The sequence below is a fragment of the Microcystis sp. M44BS1 genome (genome assembly GCF_020244875.1).
GTDB lineage: Bacteria > Cyanobacteriota > Cyanobacteriia > Cyanobacteriales > Microcystaceae > Microcystis > Microcystis panniformis.
In genome coordinates, this window is sequence record NZ_JADBVM010000077.1 from 1 (window position 1) to 20,443 (window position 20,443).

General features: G+C 44.3%; 19 protein-coding genes and 1 pseudogene. 8 read left to right on the top strand and 12 right to left on the bottom strand.

Annotated features, from left to right (window positions below; genetic code table 11):
• Positions 1-188: pseudogene (locus tag IM515_RS04665) on the bottom strand (hypothetical protein); the annotation flags it as partial.
• A 347-nt stretch (positions 189-535) separates the two neighbouring features.
• Between IM515_RS04665 and IM515_RS04670 the strand changes: the two are divergent.
• Entirely contained in the window at positions 536-886 is a 351-nt protein-coding gene (locus IM515_RS04670; RefSeq protein WP_002771113.1) for a hypothetical protein, read from the top strand.
• Here the strand turns inward: IM515_RS04670 and IM515_RS04675 are convergent, their stop codons facing one another.
• The 3 genes from IM515_RS04675 to IM515_RS04685 all read right to left on the bottom strand — a co-directional run bounded on the left by IM515_RS04675 (position 887) and on the right by IM515_RS04685 (position 3,691).
• Positions 887-1,456: an ExbD/TolR family protein gene (locus IM515_RS04675; RefSeq protein ID WP_287629866.1), complete on the bottom strand. Its 570-nt coding sequence runs from the start codon at positions 1,454-1,456 to the stop codon at positions 887-889.
• Between the two features lie 18 nt (positions 1,457-1,474).
• Positions 1,475-2,113, bottom strand: a complete 639-nt coding sequence (locus IM515_RS04680; RefSeq protein ID WP_002771110.1) for a MotA/TolQ/ExbB proton channel family protein — start codon at positions 2,111-2,113, stop codon at positions 1,475-1,477.
• Between the two features lie 672 nt (positions 2,114-2,785).
• Positions 2,786-3,691 (bottom strand): metal ABC transporter permease, encoded by a 906-nt coding sequence (locus tag IM515_RS04685; protein ID WP_002787905.1) that lies wholly within the window; start codon positions 3,689-3,691, stop codon positions 2,786-2,788.
• A gap of 135 nt (positions 3,692-3,826) precedes the next feature.
• On the opposite strand from IM515_RS04685, the gene IM515_RS04690 reads away from it, so the two are divergent.
• From IM515_RS04690 to IM515_RS04705, 4 genes are all read left to right on the top strand, one after another.
• Complete coding sequence (locus tag IM515_RS04690) at positions 3,827-4,345, top strand: cofactor assembly of complex C subunit B (RefSeq protein WP_287629867.1); 519 nt, start codon at positions 3,827-3,829, stop codon at positions 4,343-4,345.
• 7 nt (positions 4,346-4,352) lie between these two features.
• Positions 4,353-4,769: an acyl-CoA thioesterase gene (locus IM515_RS04695; protein ID WP_287629868.1), complete on the top strand. Its 417-nt coding sequence runs from the start codon at positions 4,353-4,355 to the stop codon at positions 4,767-4,769.
• A 3-nt stretch (positions 4,770-4,772) separates the two neighbouring features.
• Positions 4,773-5,402, top strand: a complete 630-nt coding sequence (locus IM515_RS04700) for a DUF1361 domain-containing protein (protein WP_287629869.1) — start codon at positions 4,773-4,775, stop codon at positions 5,400-5,402.
• 126 nt (positions 5,403-5,528) lie between these two features.
• A complete protein-coding gene (locus tag IM515_RS04705) occupies positions 5,529-6,869 on the top strand; it encodes an aromatic ring-hydroxylating dioxygenase subunit alpha (protein WP_287629870.1) in 1,341 nt (446 codons plus the stop codon).
• A gap of 104 nt (positions 6,870-6,973) precedes the next feature.
• On the opposite strand, the gene IM515_RS04710 is transcribed toward IM515_RS04705, so the two are convergent.
• Positions 6,974-7,438, bottom strand: a complete 465-nt coding sequence (locus tag IM515_RS04710) for a DNA phosphorothioation-associated protein 4 (protein ID WP_002738176.1) — start codon at positions 7,436-7,438, stop codon at positions 6,974-6,976.
• 100 nt (positions 7,439-7,538) lie between these two features.
• Positions 7,539-9,131 carry an ArnT family glycosyltransferase gene (locus IM515_RS04715; RefSeq protein WP_287629871.1) on the bottom strand — a complete coding sequence of 531 codons (1,593 nt, stop codon included), beginning with the start codon at positions 9,129-9,131 and terminating at the stop codon, positions 7,539-7,541.
• Between the two features lie 422 nt (positions 9,132-9,553).
• On the opposite strand from IM515_RS04715, the gene IM515_RS04720 reads away from it, so the two are divergent.
• Both IM515_RS04720 and IM515_RS04725 read left to right on the top strand, forming a co-directional pair.
• The gene (locus IM515_RS04720) at positions 9,554-9,859 is read left to right on the top strand and encodes a type II toxin-antitoxin system HigB family toxin (protein WP_287629872.1); all 306 of its coding nucleotides are present in this window, start codon (positions 9,554-9,556) and stop codon (positions 9,857-9,859) included.
• A complete protein-coding gene (locus tag IM515_RS04725) occupies positions 9,825-10,241 on the top strand; it encodes a helix-turn-helix domain-containing protein (protein ID WP_287629873.1) in 417 nt (138 codons plus the stop codon). The genes IM515_RS04720 and IM515_RS04725 overlap by 35 nt, the downstream gene beginning before the upstream one ends.
• Positions 10,242-10,512: 271 nt before the next feature.
• On the opposite strand, the gene IM515_RS04730 is transcribed toward IM515_RS04725, so the two are convergent.
• The 5 genes from IM515_RS04730 to IM515_RS04750 all read right to left on the bottom strand — a co-directional run bounded on the left by IM515_RS04730 (position 10,513) and on the right by IM515_RS04750 (position 19,604).
• The gene (locus tag IM515_RS04730) at positions 10,513-13,041 is read right to left on the bottom strand and encodes an SAV_2336 N-terminal domain-related protein (protein WP_287629874.1); all 2,529 of its coding nucleotides are present in this window, start codon (positions 13,039-13,041) and stop codon (positions 10,513-10,515) included.
• Between the two features lie 8 nt (positions 13,042-13,049).
• On the bottom strand, positions 13,050-14,150 hold the full coding sequence (locus IM515_RS04735; protein WP_287629875.1) for an AAA family ATPase: 1,101 nt from the start codon (positions 14,148-14,150) through the stop codon (positions 13,050-13,052).
• The gene (locus tag IM515_RS04740; RefSeq protein ID WP_346304846.1) at positions 14,140-15,990 is read right to left on the bottom strand and encodes a VMAP-C domain-containing protein; all 1,851 of its coding nucleotides are present in this window, start codon (positions 15,988-15,990) and stop codon (positions 14,140-14,142) included. The genes IM515_RS04735 and IM515_RS04740 overlap by 11 nt, the downstream gene beginning before the upstream one ends.
• Positions 15,990-16,841: a hypothetical protein gene (locus tag IM515_RS04745; protein WP_287629877.1), complete on the bottom strand. Its 852-nt coding sequence runs from the start codon at positions 16,839-16,841 to the stop codon at positions 15,990-15,992. Before IM515_RS04745 ends, IM515_RS04740 begins: the two co-directional genes overlap by 1 nt.
• Before the next feature lie 408 nt (positions 16,842-17,249).
• The gene (locus tag IM515_RS04750; RefSeq protein WP_287629878.1) at positions 17,250-19,604 is read right to left on the bottom strand and encodes a GH116 family glycosyl hydrolase; all 2,355 of its coding nucleotides are present in this window, start codon (positions 19,602-19,604) and stop codon (positions 17,250-17,252) included.
• 2 nt (positions 19,605-19,606) lie between these two features.
• Here IM515_RS04750 and IM515_RS04755 point away from each other — a divergent pair, with 2 nt between their 5' ends.
• Positions 19,607-19,780 (top strand): hypothetical protein, encoded by a 174-nt coding sequence (locus IM515_RS04755; RefSeq protein ID WP_287697890.1) that lies wholly within the window; start codon positions 19,607-19,609, stop codon positions 19,778-19,780.
• 39 nt (positions 19,781-19,819) lie between these two features.
• Here IM515_RS04755 and IM515_RS04760 read toward each other — a convergent pair whose 3' ends face one another.
• A complete protein-coding gene (locus IM515_RS04760; protein ID WP_002752631.1) occupies positions 19,820-20,263 on the bottom strand; it encodes a DUF3531 family protein in 444 nt (147 codons plus the stop codon).
• Between the last annotated feature and the right edge of the window lie 180 nt (positions 20,264-20,443).

Below are 20,443 nucleotides of genomic sequence, written 5' to 3' on the forward strand. Positions count from 1 at the left end.
ATACAGTCAACGGTACAGCCATTTTCAAGTAAAAAATGTACCCAGTAGCCTCTTTTCAATTTTTTCTTAGAAGCGACCTGCAGTAAGGGTTTTGTTAATTTTTTAGTATTTATGTATGGGGGAAGTCCAGTGATACTAAATCCGGTTATTAAAAACTGATTATTTATGACCCCTTTTGCCTCTTGCATGAGCAGAAAACGGGTTTCTCCGAGAAACCCGTTTTCTGTGGGTTACTCAACGGATTTAGTATGACAACGCCAGATGTCTTGTCTAACAACGCTTTACCAATAAAGCTTAGAGGGAATCCGAACTAGGGAAGCATTCGGAGGTCTGGGCCAGATTGTGTCTCGATGCGGTAGTCTCTACTTGCGTCGCCTAAATTGGTTTAGGCAAGCTCCGTCCCTTTTAGGGCGGGGTTAGTAAAATTTTCGTTAAGGGTAGTAAAGGGATCGTTAAATCAATCATAAATTGTTATAGTCCATTTCCTCCAGAGCCTAGCATAGAGGGGAAACATCCTTAATCCCTAGGTAATTGCATGAATGGACTACAACAACAGATTATCACTCTTGATCGGAAAGTCGAGCGTTTACAGGATATTGTCGAAAGCCTCAGCCAGCAAATTGCTATCCTAGCTGGGGATAAATCGAGTCATTCCCTGGGAGAATCCCTGGAAATGGTCGGTTTTTCCGAGTTATCCGATAATAGCCTCTACGATCATAAAGATATTCTCCGGGATCACGGTGGCAAACAAGCGCCAGCTGTCAATGGCGATAATTCTTTTGCCGATGAAATCCAAATTCGCCGATTAACGGCACAATTGACAGCGGCCTACAATCGCATTGCTGCTCTCGAAGAACAATTACTCAACTATCGCATCCATTCCTAGTTAATTTCTGCCCAGAGGATTGGGTAAACTGGGCAAGGTGGGATTAGTCGGCAAATTGGGCAAAGGATTGCTATTTTCCAGGCTGGGATTGTTAGCCTCCCCCGATAGAGTCGCTAAAGCCACGCGATCGCCGCCTACCTGTCGCAGTAGGTCTAAAACCCCAACCACTTCGTTATAACTGGCATTTCTGGAGGCATTCAGTACCATCAGTCCATTGGGACTATATTGATGATAATTCTTGATCGCCTCGAACAACTGGGCGCGAGTCACCATTTGTTTTTCGACGTAGAGTTGTCCGAAATCATCGAGACTAACCACCAACATTTCCCGCATCGGGGTGGTGGCGGTACTAGCTTTCGGTAAATCGAGGCTGATAGCCTGTTGGCGAGATAATCCCACTGCACCGAGAATAAAGAAAGTGAGAATACAGAAAATTACATCGATCAAGGGGATGATATTAACCTGCACATCCTCTTGAATGCGGTGTTGATCATGCCATAATTTGAGCGGACGAGCCGTAATATGGCTACTTTTGGGCTTTTTGTGGTTAAGAGATTTAGTTTCGGCCATGGGTTATTAGGGGGAGACTTAGCGATCGAGAGGTTTTTCTAGGTTAGCACTGAGGGTGTATTGTTGGTCTTCTTGGTGTAACCAGCGTTGACGGTAGATAATTTCTAAATCACTGCCAGCCTTGCGAAAAATTCGGGCTTGATTGAACCAAAGTCCCTGAAAAACACGATAGAAAGCGAGGCTAAAAATAGCGACAATTAAGCCTGTAGCGGTGGAAATTAAAGCTTCACTAATGCCTAAAGTTACTCCGGCTGTGGAGGAAGTTCCCAGGTCACTTAATTGTATATTGGCCAAAGAGGTAATTAAACCGAGTACCGTCCCTAATAATCCTAACAAGGGAGAAAGGGCAATGACTGCCTCAAGGATTTTATCGCCCCGTTTCATTAGGGATAATTGTTCATCGGCAGCCGATTCGAGGGCAAAGTGAAAAACCTCTGGATCTGGATTTTCTAAGCGCAGGGGAGCATAAAGATAGCTACCAATGGGGTGATTGCGGGAATCTCCGGCGACTTTTGCCGCCAAATCCCAGTTACGGATGGCCGATTCCATAATGCGATTTAAAATCTGGCCCTCACTGAGGAGAGTACGACTCCAAAACCAAATTCGTTCGATAATAGTGCTAAGAGCTAAAATAGACAGAAAAAGCAGTGGCCACATGGCCACTCCGCCTTTTTGGATTAAATCAGTTATACTCACGAGTTGTTTTGTCCCTCCAATACCGGGCGATTCGGGCTTGATTATTTAGTTTAAGATTTAAGTCGATCAATCGACATTTATAGTTCTTATACCATTTTTCAAAAACTGTCGCCTGCTTAGGGTCTGCTGAAAAAGTTTTTCCTGGGGACAGGGTGTGGCCTCCCCAACCCAGGGGGGGTGTAGGGTTTTACCGATTTTGAGGGGGTCAATTACCTAATTTTCAGGGAAAAAGTCCAGGAATTTTCCCCCCGATCACTCCCAGATCTGGTACTTTTTGATTGACAAAAAGTCTAAAAGTCTTACCCAACAAGGTTTTTAGATTTATTCAGCCAAACCTACTTAAGGCGTTTATCATAAAGATGAAGTATAACCGGATAGGGCATCCTCTGCTGTCTCGGAGTCTCGACTAGGAAATTAATTTTGTCCGACTACTTAAGTAGGGAGGCACAATTATTTGTAGGATGGGTTAGCGGTAGCGTAACATAATCGGGCGTTGGGTTTCATGCTTCAACCCAACCTACGTTCATCTTATATTTAATTCCACCCACCTACTTATAGCAGTTATCAGTTTTTTAGTCGTCAGTCGTCGGCTTTTTTTGATCACTGGCCAAAAACCCCACCTTCTGCTGCAAACTAACGTCGTCTCAACAAATTTTTCATCTCTCCCCAGATAGAAAGTTGACCACCTAGACTAGAGGGATGAGTGAAAATTCCTTGACGGGGACTGAATAAAAAGGCCAACATAAATAGGCTAAAAGCGACAAGCACGATCGCCGGTCCAGAGGGTAAATTCCAGTAATAACTGAAATACATCCCACTGATACTAGAAATAATACCCACACCCACACCCACACCCATGACTTGATGGAGACGGGTAACTAAAAGATAAGCAGTGGCCGCGGGGGTAATCAAAAGGGACAAAACGAGGATTACTCCCACCGCTTGCAGACTAGCAACGATTGTCAGACCAATCAGGAGCATTAAGCCTAAATCTAATAAATTTACTGGTAAACCCGCCGCTTGCGCTCCGATTTTGTCGAAAGTGTAGAATAATAGTTCTTTATACAGGAGCAAAACGGTTAATAAAACGATAACGGCAATAATTAGGGTATCGCGAATGTCGGCAGCAGTAACACCGAGAATATTGCCGAAGAGAAAGTGATTAAGGTCAATTTTGTTGTTTTTTTGGATGAGAGTGATCAGGGTGATGCCAAGGGCAAAAAAAGCCGAGAAAACGATACCCATGGCCGCATCTTCTTTGATTGGGGAACGATTACGGATTAAGTTAATCAGTAGGGTACTGACCATTGAGGCTAGTAAAGCACCCAGGAGAAGATTAAAATTACCAATAAAAGCGATCGCTAATCCGGGTAGGACCGAGTGACTGATGGCATCGCCCAAGAGGGCCAAACGTTGTACCATCAGGTAGGTTCCCACCACCGCACAAATGATCCCGACGATGATAGCTTCAATTAGGGATCTCTGCATGAAACTATACTGTAAGGGTTCGATTAATCCTGTTAATAGATTGTTGCCCATGAATCTGCCTTGGGGTTAAATTTTTCTGATTCTCGATCGAGGTTTTGCTCCTAGGGTCTATCTTCTAAATCGGGGGAGAAGATAGGTTAGGATAATTAGGATTAATTGTAAGTTTTTTCGCTCCTAACTGCCGCCATGGATACCTCCGTTCTTTCCTCAACTTTTTTTCTGACTCTCCTGCTCATGGTGGGATTATTCTTTTTTATTCGCGGTTCCGTCAAAGAGCGTATCGAACAGCGTGTCTATCTTACCAGTACCAGTGACGACCAACTATTAGAACAACTGCGAGATTATTTTGACCGGCGTTCCTATCAAGTCAAAGCGATCGAACCCGAACAGAATATTGTCAGATTACAGGGTTTTGTGCCGCCTAGCCCCTTTCTAGCGATATTTTTGACAATTTTGGCGGCCTTGGGTTTATTTTGCTTCTCACTGGTGTTATCGGTGTTATTTCCCGATACTAATCCCTATATTTTTGCTCTTGTGGGTTTATCTCCCCTCGCAGGTGTTTTCTATTGGCAAAAAGTCGGCCGTTTAGAAGAAGTGGCTTTTAAAGTGGAAAGCAAATCTCAGCAAACGGAATTAACTGTCAAAGCTCATCGGGACGAGTTAAGACAACTACAAGATAGTTTAACCTTTCTAGAAAGACAATAAGCCTTTTATGTCCTACGAGCGCCTAATTTATCTGGCCGATACCGATGCGGCAGGTGTGGTTTACTTTGCCCATCTTCTCTCGATCTGTCATGAAGCCTACGAGTTTTCTTTAGCACAATTTGGCATCAATATCAAGGATTTTTTGAAAGATTCTCCGGTTGCCCTACCGATTACTCAAGCGGAAATACAGTTTTTTCGGCCTCTTTTTTGTGGCGATCAAATACAGATTGATTTCACTGTCCGATCCCTAAGCGAAAACGAGTTTGAATTGCATTATAAAATTTATTTGGCTGAAATCATGGTCGCAAAAGCGAAAACTCGCCATGTGTGCATCGCTCCCACTAATAGACAAAGAATCCCTTTACCGGAATCTTTAAAACATTGGTTAGGATATTTATCAACCCTAGAGGAGACTGGTATTTAAGGGATGATTTGGGCAGATTTAACGATAATTTTAACTAGGGATTGGTGGCACAATGCTTGGCAATTATTTAACCTTAGCACCGAGAGAATTGTCTGGAATTCTTTTCTGGCCTTTATCCCCTTTATCCTTAGCTTTTGGCTATTTCGGATCGCCCTCGATCGTTCCCTACTCTGGTGGTTAATTCTCTTAGTTTTTGTGCTTTTTTTACCCAATGCTCCCTATATTCTCACCGATAGCATTCATTTAATCTCTTATGTTCAGCAGGATTACGCCAAAAGTTTAATTTTTTTAGTTTTAATTCCCCAGTATAGTATCTTTATTTTCCTTGGCTTTCAGCTATACGTTCTCTCCTTACTTAATTTAAAAAGTTATTGTCAGCAAAGTCAGCTAAATTCAGCAGTTTTACCCCTAGAAATAACTCTCCATTTTTTAAGTGCGATCGGTATCTATCTGGGGCGTTTTCTCCGACTGAATAGTTGGTATCTAATCACTCAACCGCAGCAACTATTCTGGAGTTTGCAGAATTTACTGACTCAAAAACCTTTGATATTCATCTCTATCTGTTCTTTAATTATTTGGCTACTATACGAAATCAATAAAAGACTTTACAATCGACTTTCTGGCTACAATTAACGCCTATCGGGAATTTCCAACCTCTCCTAGTCTCTTTCCGATTAATTAAAAGATAGTAGAAAAACAGAGATCAATTGGCCGCACCGATATTATGATCAAGATCAATATTTTTTCTCTCTCATCCCCATGACAAGCACTGATCAATCTCAACCCCTCCCTAGGGATGACTATTTTCACTACCAAAATTGTTGGTATCCTGTGTTATTTGTGCAGGATTGGCAAAAAAATCCCTACTCTTTCTCTCTTTATGGGCAACCATTGCTAATATTTCGCGATCAAGAGGGAAAATGGGGCTGTTTGCTCGATCGCTGTCCCCATCGCTTGGCGAAACTCTCCACCGGACAGATGATCGCTGGGCGTTTAGAATGTTTGTACCATGGTTGGCAGTTCGAGACGGATGGAAAATGTTCCCATATTCCGCAACTGCCAGTCAATACCCCGATTCCTCGCAATGCCAAGGTTAAATCCTATCGGGTGGTGGAACGTCAGGGAGTCCTCTGGGTTTGGTTAGGAGAAGAGGAAACAGCGAAAGAAAGCGATATTCCTATCATCAAAGACCTAGAAGACCCCAATTGTGTCCATACCGATTATGTCATCGATTTGCCCTACGAACAGGGCTATTTACTCGAAAATCTCTTCGATCCCGCCCATGTTAATATTAGCCATGATCGCAGCGAATTCGGGGCAAAACGGGAAAATGCTCAACCGTTGGCCTTCCAAATCCTCGAAATCTCGGCGCGGGGAATTCGCAGTCAGTGGCGCAATAGCCGCAATCCGCAGGAAAGCTGGAAATATCTGGATTTTATAGCCCCTAATCTCGTTCATTATCGTTTTTCTATGCCTAATCCCCATTGGTATGCTGGATTGGCTTTATACGGGATTTCTCTCGGTCAAGGTCGTTCTCGCTTACTGGTGCGACGTTACCAAAATTTTGCCGTTAACTCCCGTCAATACCGTTGGCGCTGGTTGGAACATCTGCGTCAAAGTCGCATCCTCGAAGATGATCTACCTTTAATTCAAAGTCAGCAGCAAATGGTGGAAAAGTCAAGAGATAGTTTACAAAAATTATACTTACCCTTAAAAAGTTCCGATGCCTTGGTGATTGAGTTACGTCAATGGTTCGATCGCTATGGGGACTCTTTTCCCTACTATCAAGGCTACACCAGTCAGCGGACAACGGCGATCGATTTATCCGATCCTTTACCCCTCGATCGCTATTCTCGTCACACTGTCCACTGTCGCACCTGTAGCGATGCCCATGAAAAAATGGTAAAAACTAAACAGATCGCAATTTTAATGGGGATATTATTAGTTTTACTGGCAATTTTATCCCCAAATCAGTCTATCTATCAAATTACTGCCCTTATTTTCGCAATTTTGGCTTTAGCAATAGCGATCGCTGCCAATTACACCCGCACAAAATTTGAACGCACCTATGAGAAAAAAGCCCATACCAAACTACACTGATAAGTAGTCGTGCAAAATTAATTTCCTAGTGAAGATAGGCAAGAGGCAAGAGGTGGTTAGATATGTGTAATTAATTTTACTTAGGTACTTAACTAAGATTTCTACTACAAAAATCTGCCTAAATCGAATTCCGTTGTGGCAGTAATTTCTCGAAAACGTTCTTGACTGATAATTAACAATAATCTTTCAGTATAATCCACCGCACCGCGCAATTCTCGTTCTAATCTTGCTAAACCGGCGTTGGCATATTCCTCGAAAATTGTCACTCGCAAAGCTTCCGAATCTACCCCGTGGGGAGACAGAATTTTCGTGTCTTGCAATTCATTGACTGCCAATAATTTGATTAGGGTATCGTAGCCACGAGAAATAAAAATTTCTAGGTTAATAGGTGAGGGTTCCTTCGCTACATTTTCTATCGCCACCCTCTCTTGATATCTTACCCCTAAAGCCGCCGCAAAAGCGATGACATCAGCATAGGTTTGAAAGGGTCCAATTCCCTGATTAAAATTAACTAAGGACTGGACAAATTCCCCTTTATCTCTAGCAATACGCACTCGATGAATGGACATATTTACCAAGTAAAAAGTAAAAAAGTTTACAAAATTCAGGAGATAGAAGTTATCAGTATATATGGACTATTTTATCTATCCCCTATCCGCTATAACTGCTTTAAGGATAAGTTTTAATTAGTCCTTTAGCTTGGTAAACATGAAATTGTTCGATGGCGACACCACCGCGCTTGATCGGAATGACAGCTACTTTAGTTATATCTTGGAAATAGGGACGGTAGCGATCGATTATTTCTGGTCTTTCTAGAGAACTATTTGTAGTAATTAATAAACCATTTTTACCGATCCATTCTTGAGGATTAAACCAAATTTGATAACCCCTTTGATCGTTGTTAAAACAGGTGACGGGAATAGGAACTAGGGGATAAAGAGCCATATCTAGCCATGCTGTCACATAAAAACTATTGGTAAAAACGAAGCTAGAATCTTTTAAGAGGGCTAATAATTCGGGCGAATTAGCAAAGCCTTGGCGCAGTTGATTGATATCGACAATTTCCCGAGAAGGGTCTTGTTCTGGGGCAATAATTCCCCCAAAAATTGCGTATTGACTAGGTTTTTGGAAAGTGCCAAAAGTAACATGAAGCATTGCTATAGATAAAACAGTAACGATAAAAATTCCCGATCCCCATAACCATCTTTTTACCCAGATTCGAGAAGATTGCTGCCAAGTATTGGCCTTTTCTCCTAATAAAATTGTGCAGGACCAGAACCCGGGTAAAATCCAACTAGGAGCGAGATAATGGGAAGCACCTACATAAAGCATTCCCAGGATTAAGGGCAGAGAAACCGAGAGAATTAACCATTTTTTTAGTGATTCTTCTTCTCGATGAAAAAATCTTTTTTTCGAGATAAAGTTAGGAATTTGTTCGGCAAAGCTTTTAAATGTCACCCACCACATCGGCAGACCGAAAGGAGGAAACATCGTGGCGATACTAATGCCAACAACCGAGAGAATACCGAGAATATTAAAGGCTTTGGGTTCTCCAGAAAAACGGTCTTCTAAATGAAAGCGAAAGGAAATCCAATCATGGTTAATATTCCAGTAGATAATTGGCAATAAAGTTATCAAAAAGAGAATAAATCCTAATCCCAACCAGGGCGATCTAAATACAGGCCAATAGCGGGGAGTGGTCAGACAAAATAAAACTAAACCAAAGCCCAAAATAAAGCCATGATATTTACTTAAAACCGCCAATCCTACGGCAAGTCCAATATAAGCGAGACGATAGCTAGGATGATAGTTTTTTTCCCGAATTGGCCAGAATTCTTGGGCAGCTAAATAGACTGTTAATGACCAAAAAAAGATTAAAGGACTATCTGGCTGCGAGAGAATCCCGAAGACAATCCCATAGATGGGGATCAGGGTTGCGATCGCTAAAGTCATTCTGGCGACCGGCAGACTGAACAATTTTAAAGCCGTCAGATAGAGCAAGCAGAGGCTGCCAGTATAGAGGAGGAGAGTCCCGAAGCGAATGGTAAATTGATTGACTAATCCCGTGATCCAAGTCCCAAAACCCGTGGAAATCGCTACTATTGGCGGATGATCGAAATAACTCCAATCTAGATTATGGCTATAAACATAATAATAGGCTTCATCATACCCGGGATAAAGCCCCAGGGCGATGATTGTTCTAAACAGGAGTCCACCGATGAGCAGATAAACGGCAATGCGATCGCTAATTATTTTGGTCAAAATTCTTACCTCATTTCATCGCTAAAACTGATGTTAGAGACGGGAGATTTTTGGGGTTGCCAGATTCGAGATTTGTGCATCTATGGCAAGGTTAGATTTAAGTGTGATCTTTAGTTACTATATCACCAACTCTGTCATCTCTTAGCCCTTGGCTATCAGCAAACTCTCCCCAGGCGTTGCTGATTTGCGATCTGAAAGAGGATTAAGAGAACGGGGAACGGTAAAATGATGTTAAGTAAGTGTTTGTAATTAGGGTTTGCTGAATAAATCTAAAAACTCTGTTGGATAATACCATTTTTCATAAGTAATGGCAGAAATGGTTAATCGCCCTCACCCCCCCTGCCCCCCCCGACATCGGGTTGGTGGCGCAAATAAGGCTATGATAAACTAGAATACAATAGCTATTCTAAATCAATAAGAATATGCACATCATCAGCCGTACAAAACTGCGGCAATTTTCTGGAAAACACGCCGAGGCTGTTAATGCCATTAATACTTGGTATAAAATTGCTAGTAAAGCAGAGTGGAAAAACCTGGCTGAAGTTCAAGCTGTGTATTCTCAAGCGGAAGCTGTTGGTAATTTCACGGTCTTTAATATCAAAGGTAATCCCTATCGTTTAATTGTAGATATCGTTTACAAAGACCAAGTAATTTACATCAAGTACATTTTGACTCACGGGGAGTATGACAAAGATGAGTGGAAAAATGACCCTTACTTTAAACCGTGATACCTACGGAAGGTTACTAGCCGAGTATCTACCAAAAGTGATAGAAAACGAGGCAGAAAACGAACAGGCTATTAACCTAGCTGAGGCCTTATCTCATCGAGAAAATCGCAGTCTAGAAGAAACCACTTTGTTAAATTTACTCTTGACTTTAATCGAAAAGTACGAACAAGATCATTATCCCCTTGAAAAATCAGAACCCCATTCAATACTCTGGGAACTCATGGAAGCTAACAACTTACAAGAAAAAGATTTATCAGATATACTAGGTTCAAAAACCATAGTTTCTGATATTCTTATTGGTCAACAAATAATAACAGAAAAACAAGCTATAAAGTTAGGACAGTTTTTTCACGTTGACTCAAGTTTATTTTTAAGTAGGTAGGCGTTAAAAATTATCAGATGCCCCCCTTATCAAGGGAGATCCCCCCGCCTATCGGCACCCCCCTTATCAAGGGGGGCAGGGGGGATCGGCACCCCCCTTATCAAGGGAGATCCCCCCGCCTATCGGCACCCCCCTTATCAAGGGGGGCAGGGGGGATCTGCACCCCCCAGGTAATTGACCACCCCTAAACCAATACGCTTGTACTATAGCTTGCCCAAAAAAATTCCGGAAAAGGGAATGAGGGTAAAAAGGGAAAAAAAGAGGAAAAGGGTTACAGAGTTCTCCCGAATACGCAGACTACCCGAAAACCGTCATTGCTGCTGCGGTAGCCGCGGCGGTCGCGGCCGTCGCGAATCGCGGAACGGCAGAAAGCAGGATCGCTGCCCCAGGAACCGCCCCGCAGCACACATTTTCGGTCGTAAGTCAAGAGTTCATTTATACTATTTAATAAGTTTTCATAACGATTATCAATATTTTTTTCGTCCCAAACGCTCCCGTCTGTGGGCGGTGCGCCTTGATAATCTTTGTGCCACGGATCTAAACACCACTCCCAAACATTCCCGTGCATGTCGTACAGCCCGAAGGCATTGGGGGGATAGGAGCGGACGGGGGTGGTTTTCTTTGGGGATTCTTTCGCCTTTTCTTGTTGATAGACCTCTGAACTATTGTAATTCGCCAGTTCTGCCGTGATCGTCTCGCCAAAGTGGAAGGGAGTGGTTGTTCCCGCTCTACAAGCGTATTCCCACTCGGCCTCGCTTGGTAAACGGTAATTTTTTCCCGTGTGACGGGACAGACGGGCGCAGAATTCGATCGCATCGTACCAACTCGCGGACTCGACGGGGTTGTTATCGCTTTCCTTAAAGCGCGCGGGGTCTGGATCGAGGTCTTTTCCCTCCCTCGGTAGGTGGGCCACGAACCGCCATTGCGCCAGGGTAATCGGAGTCTGGCTCAGGTAGAAGGCACTGACGCTCACGGGGTGTTGGGGTTTTTCAGACTCGGAATCGTCCTTTTCTCCCGGTGAACCCATCAGGAATTCGCCCCCCGGGATAGCAACCATGGTTAGGGGTTCGATTCCCTCCCCTAGGGGTTCCTCGTAGTAGTAGGCCTCCAGGGGTTTTCTTTTGGTAATTTCTCCCCGTTTATCGACGTATAGGGTCTCGAAGGTGAATTTTAGGAGTTTTTCGGGGGTCAAGATTTCCTGTTTTCGCTGCCTCACTCTCTCCTCGATGTTTTGGGCGATATCGGCGTACTCTCCCCCCCAAGTGCGGAGAACAGCCGCGTCCACCTCAGCGAAATAGAGAGAGCGATCGCTGACTGCATCCTCTAGAGAACCCTGTGGATTGGGGATTAGAGCCGAAAAATCGCGAAATTCACCGTAATGGTCGCGAATATAATCGCCGATGCCGCGCCAAATATCGATCGTGCGTCTAGCGGCACTATCTGCCAACAGTAGCTGACGAATGCCGGGGTAAAAATCGTACCAAGCATCCGGAACCGTCGCTCCCTCCGGACTAAAGGTAGATTTTTCGACCAGTCCGCTAAAAAAGACCTCCGCTAGATGCCAATGTTTACTATCGGGTAAAAATCGCCGCTGTGCCAATCGCATCACCGGAGGAATCAGGGGAACGGCCGCCAGCACTTTAGCCAGTTCTCGGGCCAAGGGACTGGCATCGATTAAAAAGCCTCTCAATAACTCTTCCGGGGATTCCGCTTCCGGAGCGGCTGCCTCTTCTTCTCCGGTTTCACCCATATTCACCCCCGCAGTGGTTGCTCCCATTAAAACCCCCTGAATCGAGTTACCACCGCTCCCAGCGATAAATTTCGCCCAGGTTGCAAAGTGAGCGGGGGATAGATTGAAAATGGGGAACCGATAGAGAATCTGCTTCGTGCGGAGTCTTTCCCCCACTTGCAGTATTGCATTGGCAGAAGCGGGACCCGGTGCGATCAAAGGCCGGAGGATCGCTCCCTCTAAAGCGGTTCGTTGCCATAGCTCCTGCGGGAAGATGTGAGCAATGGTGACGGGGTGTTCTTTGCCCAGATCCGCTAGGGTGGCGAAGGCAGACCCCGATCGCCAAGCTTTCCCCAAAGTATCGGTTAGGACGATAAAAAGTCGGTTTCCGGAGGGTGCAACCAGACTGCGAGGGTTCCGTTCGATTTGCCCGGCGCCAGAAAGCAAACGAGCTTCATTTTCACCCGTCTCGAACCACCAAACCCGCACATCCCTAAAAAAGCCTTGCCAACGGAAGAGAGTGGTCATTCCCCCCGCTAGATCTCCCCAAAATTCCATCGGGGGAGAGCGATCGATCAACAGGTGAACCTCTAACCAACGTTCTAGGGGGGGTCGGAAAGCGAGCATCGGTAATCCCCCCGCTTCGGCCGTCCGTTCCACTGTAACCTCGATATCCAACTCGTCGGCCCGTAATCCAGGCACGCGACGCGCTAGGGGGAGAATTGCCTTACTGATGGCGGTGGGTTCAGGTATCGGAAAGGGATCGGGGACGCGAACGGGAGAAGAACGATCGCTCTCGACCGAATCGCGCTTCCGGGAGGTCTGCGTCTGGCGATCGATGTTTTCGGGATAGGCAACGGGGAGCGTTGACTCGATCGCTCCGGGGGGAGGGGTTTTTTCACCGCTGCCGGATGACCGGTTATCTTCCTTATCATTAGATGAGTTTGCTTCCGACTGTTCAGACTGCTCGATCGACCAAGGCGCAATAATTCGATCGAGGTAAGCAGCGCACCAGATCAGTTCTGCCATTTCCCTCTCGTCTTCCCACCAGATGGCTTTTTTCCCTTCCATCTCTCCCCCTACCCTTGCAAGGATTTAAAGATGGTGTCTAGCAGCGATTGGCGATCGGTGGCGGTGAGGTCGTTTCCCTGTAGTAACAGATAGACCGCGTTGAGCAGTTGATCGGTGGCTAGTTTGTCTTTGCGTTTGATTCGATGGAGAAATTCCCGGATCAGATTTCTGGCCGGTTCGTCCAATTGATTCAGGCTCTCCGGGGGGAAACGTTGCTCTAGTATCCGATAGAAATCATCCTCGTTGTCGGGTTGTTCGAGTCTTAAACGCAAACATCGACGCAGGAAAGCGGGGGGAAACTCCCGGGCCTCGTTACTGGTCATGAATACTAGGGGGAACTCCTGACAAGACACACAACCTCGATCGATCGGGATTTTTTCCTCGCTGTCGTCCTGTTGACCGCGATAGGGAAGAACCGATTGGTCGCCGGTTTTTAATCGTGTCAGTTCCGGTATCTCAAAAAATCCCTCCTCGAAAATATGGAGGAGATCGTTAGGCATATCGATATCGCTTTTATCGATCTCATCAATTAGCAGCACCGCCGGTCGTCCGGGAAGGGATCGATAAAAAGCCATCCCCATGGGACCTAATCTTAGATAGCTGCCGATATCCGGCTCCTCGTACTCTCCCCCCTCTCCCACTTTCTGTCTTTGTAGGGAAGCTTCCTGTAACCGTCCGATCGCATCGTAGGCATAAAGACCCTCTTTAAGGGTGGTGCGGGAAACGATCGACCAACGGTAGGGGCCGGGTAATCCCAATTCCCGGGCCACTGCGTAGGCCAGGGAAGTCTTGCCGGCGCCGGGGTTGCCCTCGATCAGTAGGGGACGACGCAAGCAGAGGGCAGCATTCACCAATTCCACCGCTTTCCTATCCGCGACGAATCCTAAAGCCCTAGGGTCGATTTTTCCCTGTTCGGGCGGTATTTCCTGCGATTTTGCCGCTTTTGTCCATTCTTCCGGGGACAGGCTAAAACTGCGCCAAGGGGGTGGCGGTGGGATGCGATCGAGGTGTTTTCTTTGTTCTTTGGGTGTGGGTAAACTGTTCGCGCTCAGGGTCAAACCCCGATAGATGCGAAGGTCTTCTGCTTTGGAAACTGGTTTATTGGCCATTGGATTCCACCACTCTCGTGTTTAGAGGTCTCGGTCTCGGGGAGGGTTTGGGGTATAGATCGTCCCAGAAAAGGGCGATTTTTCGCTTGTTTCTGCGTAATTCTTTGGTCTTATCGGGCCAATTTCTCCATTCCGAGGGTTTTAGCTCCTCGTCTGTCATCGGTTGGTTGGCGTTTCGACTCCAGACGGCGATCGGCAGGGATTCCACGATATCTTCCAGATCGGCGATCGATGGTTCGGTTCCGATGTAGTAATCTTTCTGGTCAAGATCGCTATTATTTTCCCATAAAGCTCTCTTGATCTCCTCGATCTTGTCGCGTATCTCTCGGAAATCTTCATCGAAATAGCGATCAAAGGAGTTAATAAAAACAGGATACTCGTATCCGATAGATGGCCCCTCACCGCATCTAAACTTAATATCTTCTAGGGAGTGTTTCAGCAAAGCAAATGGAAGGAAAAATTCAATCTCTAGTCTCGCTTGATTGGGTAAATAGTAAAACATTTCAGGAATTACCTGATAGAAACTATCTTGCATTTCTTCTAACATAAAACCTTGTTCTTTTTTATAGATATTCCATAACTTAATTTTATTGTTTATTCCCACAAAAAACATCGTATTTACATAAAAATATTCTGTTTGTAAGCCAGTATTATTATGTTTATCAATTGCGGGTGAGATTACAATTTGTATTCTTCCTTCTAGTTCGATATTTTTATTAAATTTATCCCACAATTCTCTCGCATATTTCTTGATTGTGTCTAACTGCACACCATCCCTATATCGAACAGCTTCACCTTTCCAAGTATCAATATCTTCAGCAATATCTCGGTTTTGATCCTTAAATAACTTCAACCTGCACCATTCAGAAAATAAAATCAAAGGACATATTTCTTTATTAACTGGCTTACTAGATAAATCTTTTAGTTTTCCTCTAAGCTCTTCTATGTTTGAAATAGATGATGATTTGGGATCCTCATAGACTAACAGAAAAGAGTTGATTAAAAATAAACTATTATCGGAATTAATATTTAAAATATTGAAAAGTTTTTCGATTAAATTAAATCGTTGATTTTCCCATTTTTGGTCAGCTTTAGGATAAGTAGGAAAAAAGATAGCATGGGTTTCAATTCCTAGCGCAGAATAATTAACACGCTGATTACTGTCAACATTTTGGTTCATTTTATGAACCAACAAACCTAGATCGACATATCCAGAGTGGGAATAAAACTCGATCGCTTTTATGTCATCGAGAGCTTGTTGCAGCGATCGGGATAAAACGCCTTCGATCGCTGTATCTTTTGACCTACAAGCTGCCATAACATGAATAGCTATATTAGCTCCTCGAACCGCTTCATATTGTTTGATCGCATTACTAACGAATTTTATAATATCTCCCGCACCACTTTGGGAGTAACAAGTGTCAATAATATAGAGAACTTGAGAGATTGTTACTTGGTTATTTTTAATAGGAAGAACTAAGTCTTGAGTCGGTAAAGCCGTTGAAGGTATATCGTCACTATTTGTGTCTTCCAGTATGAGATAATGTCTATCACCTTGACAATATTCGCCATGACCAGAATAGTAAAAAATAAGAATATTTTTCGTTCCATGTCGCTCTTTATCCCGAAGCCAATTAGGGAATAGTATTTTAAGATCGTTAGTTGTGGGATTCAAGTGTAAACTTGGCAGAACTCTTTCATATCCAAAACCACTGGTAAACAGACTTTTCACCAGTTCTAAATCCGTCTCGACGCTGGGTAATTGCTCGAATGCGTTGTAATCCTTCGTCCCACAAGCAATTAGATAATACTTGATTTCTTCATCCATACCATTACCCATCAATCGATTAACCCCGATCGAATCGCTTCCCCAGTTGCAACCGCCGTCAGATACCTTTTGGCATCGTGAGCCTCGCAACCATTATAAACTAGCTTATCCTCGACAGTTCCCTCAAATAAAGGGTTGAGTTCCTTTGTCAACGCCACCACATCGCCATTGTCCGCGATATTCACCCATCTTTTCACATTTCCGGGCCAGCACCCCAGGTTATTGCGGGGGGATGGTTGCAGTCGATCGAAAATTAATTGTCTTATCCCCAAAGGAGAACCGAGGGTGACAAAGACTTTAATCGGCCATTCTGGATGCTGACATAAAGTTTCGTAACAGACGATCGAACCGAGAGAATGAGCCACAAGTACCCGCGTATCTTCATCGATAGATTCTATCACTCGCTTTTGAATCTGCTGTTTTAGCTTTTGATCGTGTAAATAGCCCCCCACTTGCTTAAGATAAAAAATAACCAATTTCTCGGCAATGCCACCGAAAAACCGAGATTCACTTAACCCCGACAAAGCTCTCTGGATAATTTTCGGGGTAGATTTTTCTCTCAAAAGGCTATCCGCATTGGGATGATTATTTTCCACTCGTTCCGTTTCTTGCCACCACGACTGGAGTAATTCTTTTTCCCAATCGGAATCGATATCATTAACATCGTAGTTCGGGATACCGATCGCTTTCGATTTTCCCCGAAAAATATCTCCGTAAAACGCGCAACGAAAATCGGTATCGGACTCTAACTCGGTTCCTGCGAGTTTCAATCCATCCTTGAGACTTGGCAACCACTCAGCAGAAATCGTGTGGCTACCCCTAAATTCTTGCGCGATACCGTGAACACCGACAATTTTAGCCATGATCGTGCGGTTACAGAGCCTTCCTATCCCTGTTAATTTTCAATTTTAAACGGTTTTTGCCACTTTAGAACAAGAATAAAATAAGTAGCTGGTTAATAATTAAATTAAAAATGGATTTTAGGTTCGATCCCCCCTGCCCCCCTTGATAAGGGGGGTGCCGATAGGCGGGGGGATCTACCCTTGATAAGGGGGGCATCTGATAATTTTTAACGCCTACCTACTTAAGCTCTTGACTATCTAAATTACTCGACTCTCTTAAGGTTATGGTGATGAGCAAATCTGATCGAAGAAAAGACCTACACTATACACCACAACCAATCGCCCATAATGTGACATGGTGAACATTTTTTAGCCAATATTCAAGGAGGGAAATTGAAGTTGAGAAAAGAGGGATATCTCCAAGAAAATTTATCCCTGAAATTCCGTCAAAACCCCATAGATAGCCCAGATAGCCATGGCGCGTAAATAATGACAGGCGCGAAAAGTTCCCACCGATGTTATTGCTTCCGGGGTGCGAAATTGTAGGCCATTTTCATAGACTTGTTTCACCACCGCTTCTGTAATTTGCCATCCTTGCTTTTCCATTCCCATTTGCATCAAAAAAGCCACCAACCCAAAATTAATTCCTACCCAAACTTCCAAGGGATGAGTTGCCTCGGGATTTTCGGGAGTACCATCGGGTTTTAACCCATTTGCTGCCCCAAATTTTCCCCCATGAAACTTGAGAAAACAAGCCTGATAAATCTTACTTAAAGCTGATTGCGTGTATTGATTTTCTACCACATCTGGTAAAGCCAATAAACGGGCATAAAATTGACCACATAATTGATCAGTCATGACCACATCGGAACCACTGCCACTATCTAAATTATAATATTCTCCATTCCAGAGAGTATCATGATAAATAGCGCGAGATTGCTGTAACCAACTGGCAAAAATTGCTGTATCTTCTCCAAGAATTGCCCCAATTTTAAGCGTCGCTTCTAGGGCTGCTATCCACAAACCACCACAATAGGCACTAATTCCCTGTAAACGCCAATCATCAAAGGTTTGGTCTGGTGCGCCGGAATTTTCAGGGATGCCATCGTTATCAAGGTCAAAAGTTTTTAAATATTGCAAAGTCAGGACAATTGACGGCCAACATTCCCGCAGAAAATCCTCATCTTTAGCCCCCGTTAATAAATAATCCCGATAAACTAATAAAACAAAATCACTGCCCAAATCTTTCCAGAGATTACAATCTTGATAACTGGTGTAATTGCTCTTTTGCCAAGGGTGTTCATTGGGTGCGCCTAAATCGTGGGGAGTGGCATTTTTAGCCTTACGAATGGCACTAGCTTGGTTATAACCGATAATCCGAGGAGTGTCGTCACTGCTGGGAATTGCCCTAGCAAAAGCTTCCATGACGGCCTTTTCTAAGCGCGGCCATAACATCAATAACCCAAAGGAACCATAGAGACGCACATCAAGACTTTCATACCAACGATAATCAATACATTCTAAGACCCCAAATTGACCGATAGGATCCTGTTCCGTGGCTGCCGTCCAGAGAGTACCGCCGTCAGCTAGGAGGTATAATTCGTTAAATAAAGCCATTTTAAACCAATCGGCCAGATCGGTGCGTTCTAGGATCGGTTTTTGCCAGTTAATAATATTTTCTCGCCATGTGTCGCCGTGTTTTAAAGCTGTGCGTACCATCGCCCAAGCATTTTGACCATTGCGACCGAAAAAGTCCGTATAACGACGATAATAGTTAATTCCTTGGGCAAATTCCGTGACGGGTAAATCCCAAGCTAAAATAAAAGGAATTTTGCGAGTTTTCCCCGGACGAATGGTAAAACGAATCGCCATGGCCGTGGCCGTTTGTTCCCCTTTTTGGGCGGGAGTTTCGTCCTCAATATCCGGTAAAGAGCCATTCATGGCGAAATAATCCCAAACTTCGCTCCCATCGCCAGCAGGGTTCCATTTACCCAGATAAAATACCTCTAGACTCGGATTAGTGATACTGGCAATCGCCATCTGTCCATCCCCTTCCCCAGGGTTTTCGTAATCCCGACGCATCAGACAGCCAACGCGGAAATTATCGACAATCCATTGATTATAATTACCCTCACTTTCCCCCCATTTTGATTGATATTCATAGACGGGACTACCATCATCTCTCACCTTAACCACTGGGGATTTAATCGCGTTAGTAAACCAACCGATTGTATTTTGCCAAGTCAGCATAATACTAATAGTAATCGGTTTATCGGTGGGGTTATGAACCGTCCATTCAAATAGGGCTATAGGATAACTACTTTCTTGGTAATTATGCGCCCAAACTGGTGAGAATTGTTCGCAAATTAATTGAGTCTGAAAAACATCTTTGTACTCGTACCAACTGCGGGGATAAAGGGCAGAATATGTTCCCTTTTCGGCTGGATACCACGACCAGCGCGATAATGTTCCATCCTTGGGGCTTTCCGTCGCCATAGCGTAGGCTTGGGCGCTTCCGTCTTCTGTTTGTTCAAAAATGCTAAATTGACAGGCCGCAAGGCTATTAAAACTGTGTTCACCACCGTCCAGATGCCAGAGATTAAAGTCACCTTTGGGGGAACGTCCGATGCAACCGGCCCCAAATCCCCCCAGAGGCATCCCATGCCAAGGACCATCATCTAAATTGCTGGCGTAACGGACGCTGTAGGGTTTTTCCCAACCTTTGCCCAGAGGACGTTTCCAAGCAGCGGCGGGAATTTCTGGAAGAGAGACGAGATTAAGCATAGATGTTTTTAAGTGGGGTGTGGGGTGTGTGTGGGGTGTGGGGAAGTGGGGAAGTGGGGAAGTGGGGTAGTGGGGTAGTGGGGAAGTGGGGGAGTGGGGAAGCTGTCTCATCACCCTATCACCCCAAAACCCTATCACCCCAAAACCCTATCACCCTATCTCCTCCTGAATACTGAATACTGACTCCACCAAGAAACTTTTTCAGTAAAACCTAATTATTCGCTAAAGAGATAATTGCTGCGATCGCTGACTGGCCAATCTTGATTTTCTCCCCCGATAATTAAACGTTTAATATCGACAAAATCCTTACTTAATTGGGTCAAGGCATTGATTAAAATATCTAAAGCAATAAGATCGCTAGTACCAAGGTCAAACCAACAACGTCCCCAAGTACCTAAGTATTCAAAATCGGTCATATTGTGCATCGGTGACATGAAGGCATTTTCGGCCATATCTGGATCGTATTCCATATAACTAATATCGATTCCCACCTCCTGTACCTGTAGGTTTTCGGCATTGAAAGCTCCTAATTTACCCAAATAAAACCAAGAGGCAAAAACTTCTTCTACATACTGCTGTTCCATATTCGAGGGAACCGTCGAAAATTCCAGCCAAAACCAGACATCAAAAGGATTAAATTCGCGAAATTGTACTTCCATATTTTTTATAGGAGACAGGAGTAGTCACTGATAAGGGACTTGCGTGGGAATAATATCCCAATCGATCGGAGGGCGCAAGCTTTGCGCCCCTACAGTAACGGATTTTGTCCACAATGTAGGGGCGAACTGCGTTCGCCCAAAAGGTACATTATCAAAGCGCAAGTCCCTAACTGATAACTG

Coding starts and splice junctions, on each gene's coding strand:
- IM515_RS04680 (WP_002771110.1), bottom strand. CDS start 2,113: ATGTGGCCACTGCTTTTTCTGTCTATTTTAGCTCTTAGCACTATTATC.
- IM515_RS04750 (WP_287629878.1), bottom strand. CDS start 19,604: ATGCTTAATCTCGTCTCTCTTCCAGAAATTCCCGCCGCTGCTTGGAAA.
- IM515_RS04725 (WP_287629873.1), top strand. CDS start 9,825: ATGAGTGGAAAAATGACCCTTACTTTAAACCGTGATACCTACGGAAGG.
- IM515_RS04740 (WP_346304846.1), bottom strand. CDS start 15,990: ATGGGTAATGGTATGGATGAAGAAATCAAGTATTATCTAATTGCTTGT.
- IM515_RS04695 (WP_287629868.1), top strand. CDS start 4,353: ATGTCCTACGAGCGCCTAATTTATCTGGCCGATACCGATGCGGCAGGT.
- IM515_RS04670 (WP_002771113.1), top strand. CDS start 536: ATGAATGGACTACAACAACAGATTATCACTCTTGATCGGAAAGTCGAG.
- IM515_RS04700 (WP_287629869.1), top strand. CDS start 4,773: ATGATTTGGGCAGATTTAACGATAATTTTAACTAGGGATTGGTGGCAC.
- IM515_RS04730 (WP_287629874.1), bottom strand. CDS start 13,041: ATGGAAGGGAAAAAAGCCATCTGGTGGGAAGACGAGAGGGAAATGGCA.
- IM515_RS04745 (WP_287629877.1), bottom strand. CDS start 16,841: ATGGCTAAAATTGTCGGTGTTCACGGTATCGCGCAAGAATTTAGGGGT.
- IM515_RS04710 (WP_002738176.1), bottom strand. CDS start 7,438: ATGTCCATTCATCGAGTGCGTATTGCTAGAGATAAAGGGGAATTTGTC.
- IM515_RS04760 (WP_002752631.1), bottom strand. CDS start 20,263: ATGGAAGTACAATTTCGCGAATTTAATCCTTTTGATGTCTGGTTTTGG.
- IM515_RS04685 (WP_002787905.1), bottom strand. CDS start 3,691: ATGGGCAACAATCTATTAACAGGATTAATCGAACCCTTACAGTATAGT.
- IM515_RS04755 (WP_287697890.1), top strand. CDS start 19,607: ATGTTTTTAAGTGGGGTGTGGGGTGTGTGTGGGGTGTGGGGAAGTGGG.
- IM515_RS04690 (WP_287629867.1), top strand. CDS start 3,827: ATGGATACCTCCGTTCTTTCCTCAACTTTTTTTCTGACTCTCCTGCTC.
- IM515_RS04705 (WP_287629870.1), top strand. CDS start 5,529: ATGACAAGCACTGATCAATCTCAACCCCTCCCTAGGGATGACTATTTT.
- IM515_RS04720 (WP_287629872.1), top strand. CDS start 9,554: ATGCACATCATCAGCCGTACAAAACTGCGGCAATTTTCTGGAAAACAC.
- IM515_RS04675 (WP_287629866.1), bottom strand. CDS start 1,456: ATGGCCGAAACTAAATCTCTTAACCACAAAAAGCCCAAAAGTAGCCAT.
- IM515_RS04735 (WP_287629875.1), bottom strand. CDS start 14,150: ATGGCCAATAAACCAGTTTCCAAAGCAGAAGACCTTCGCATCTATCGG.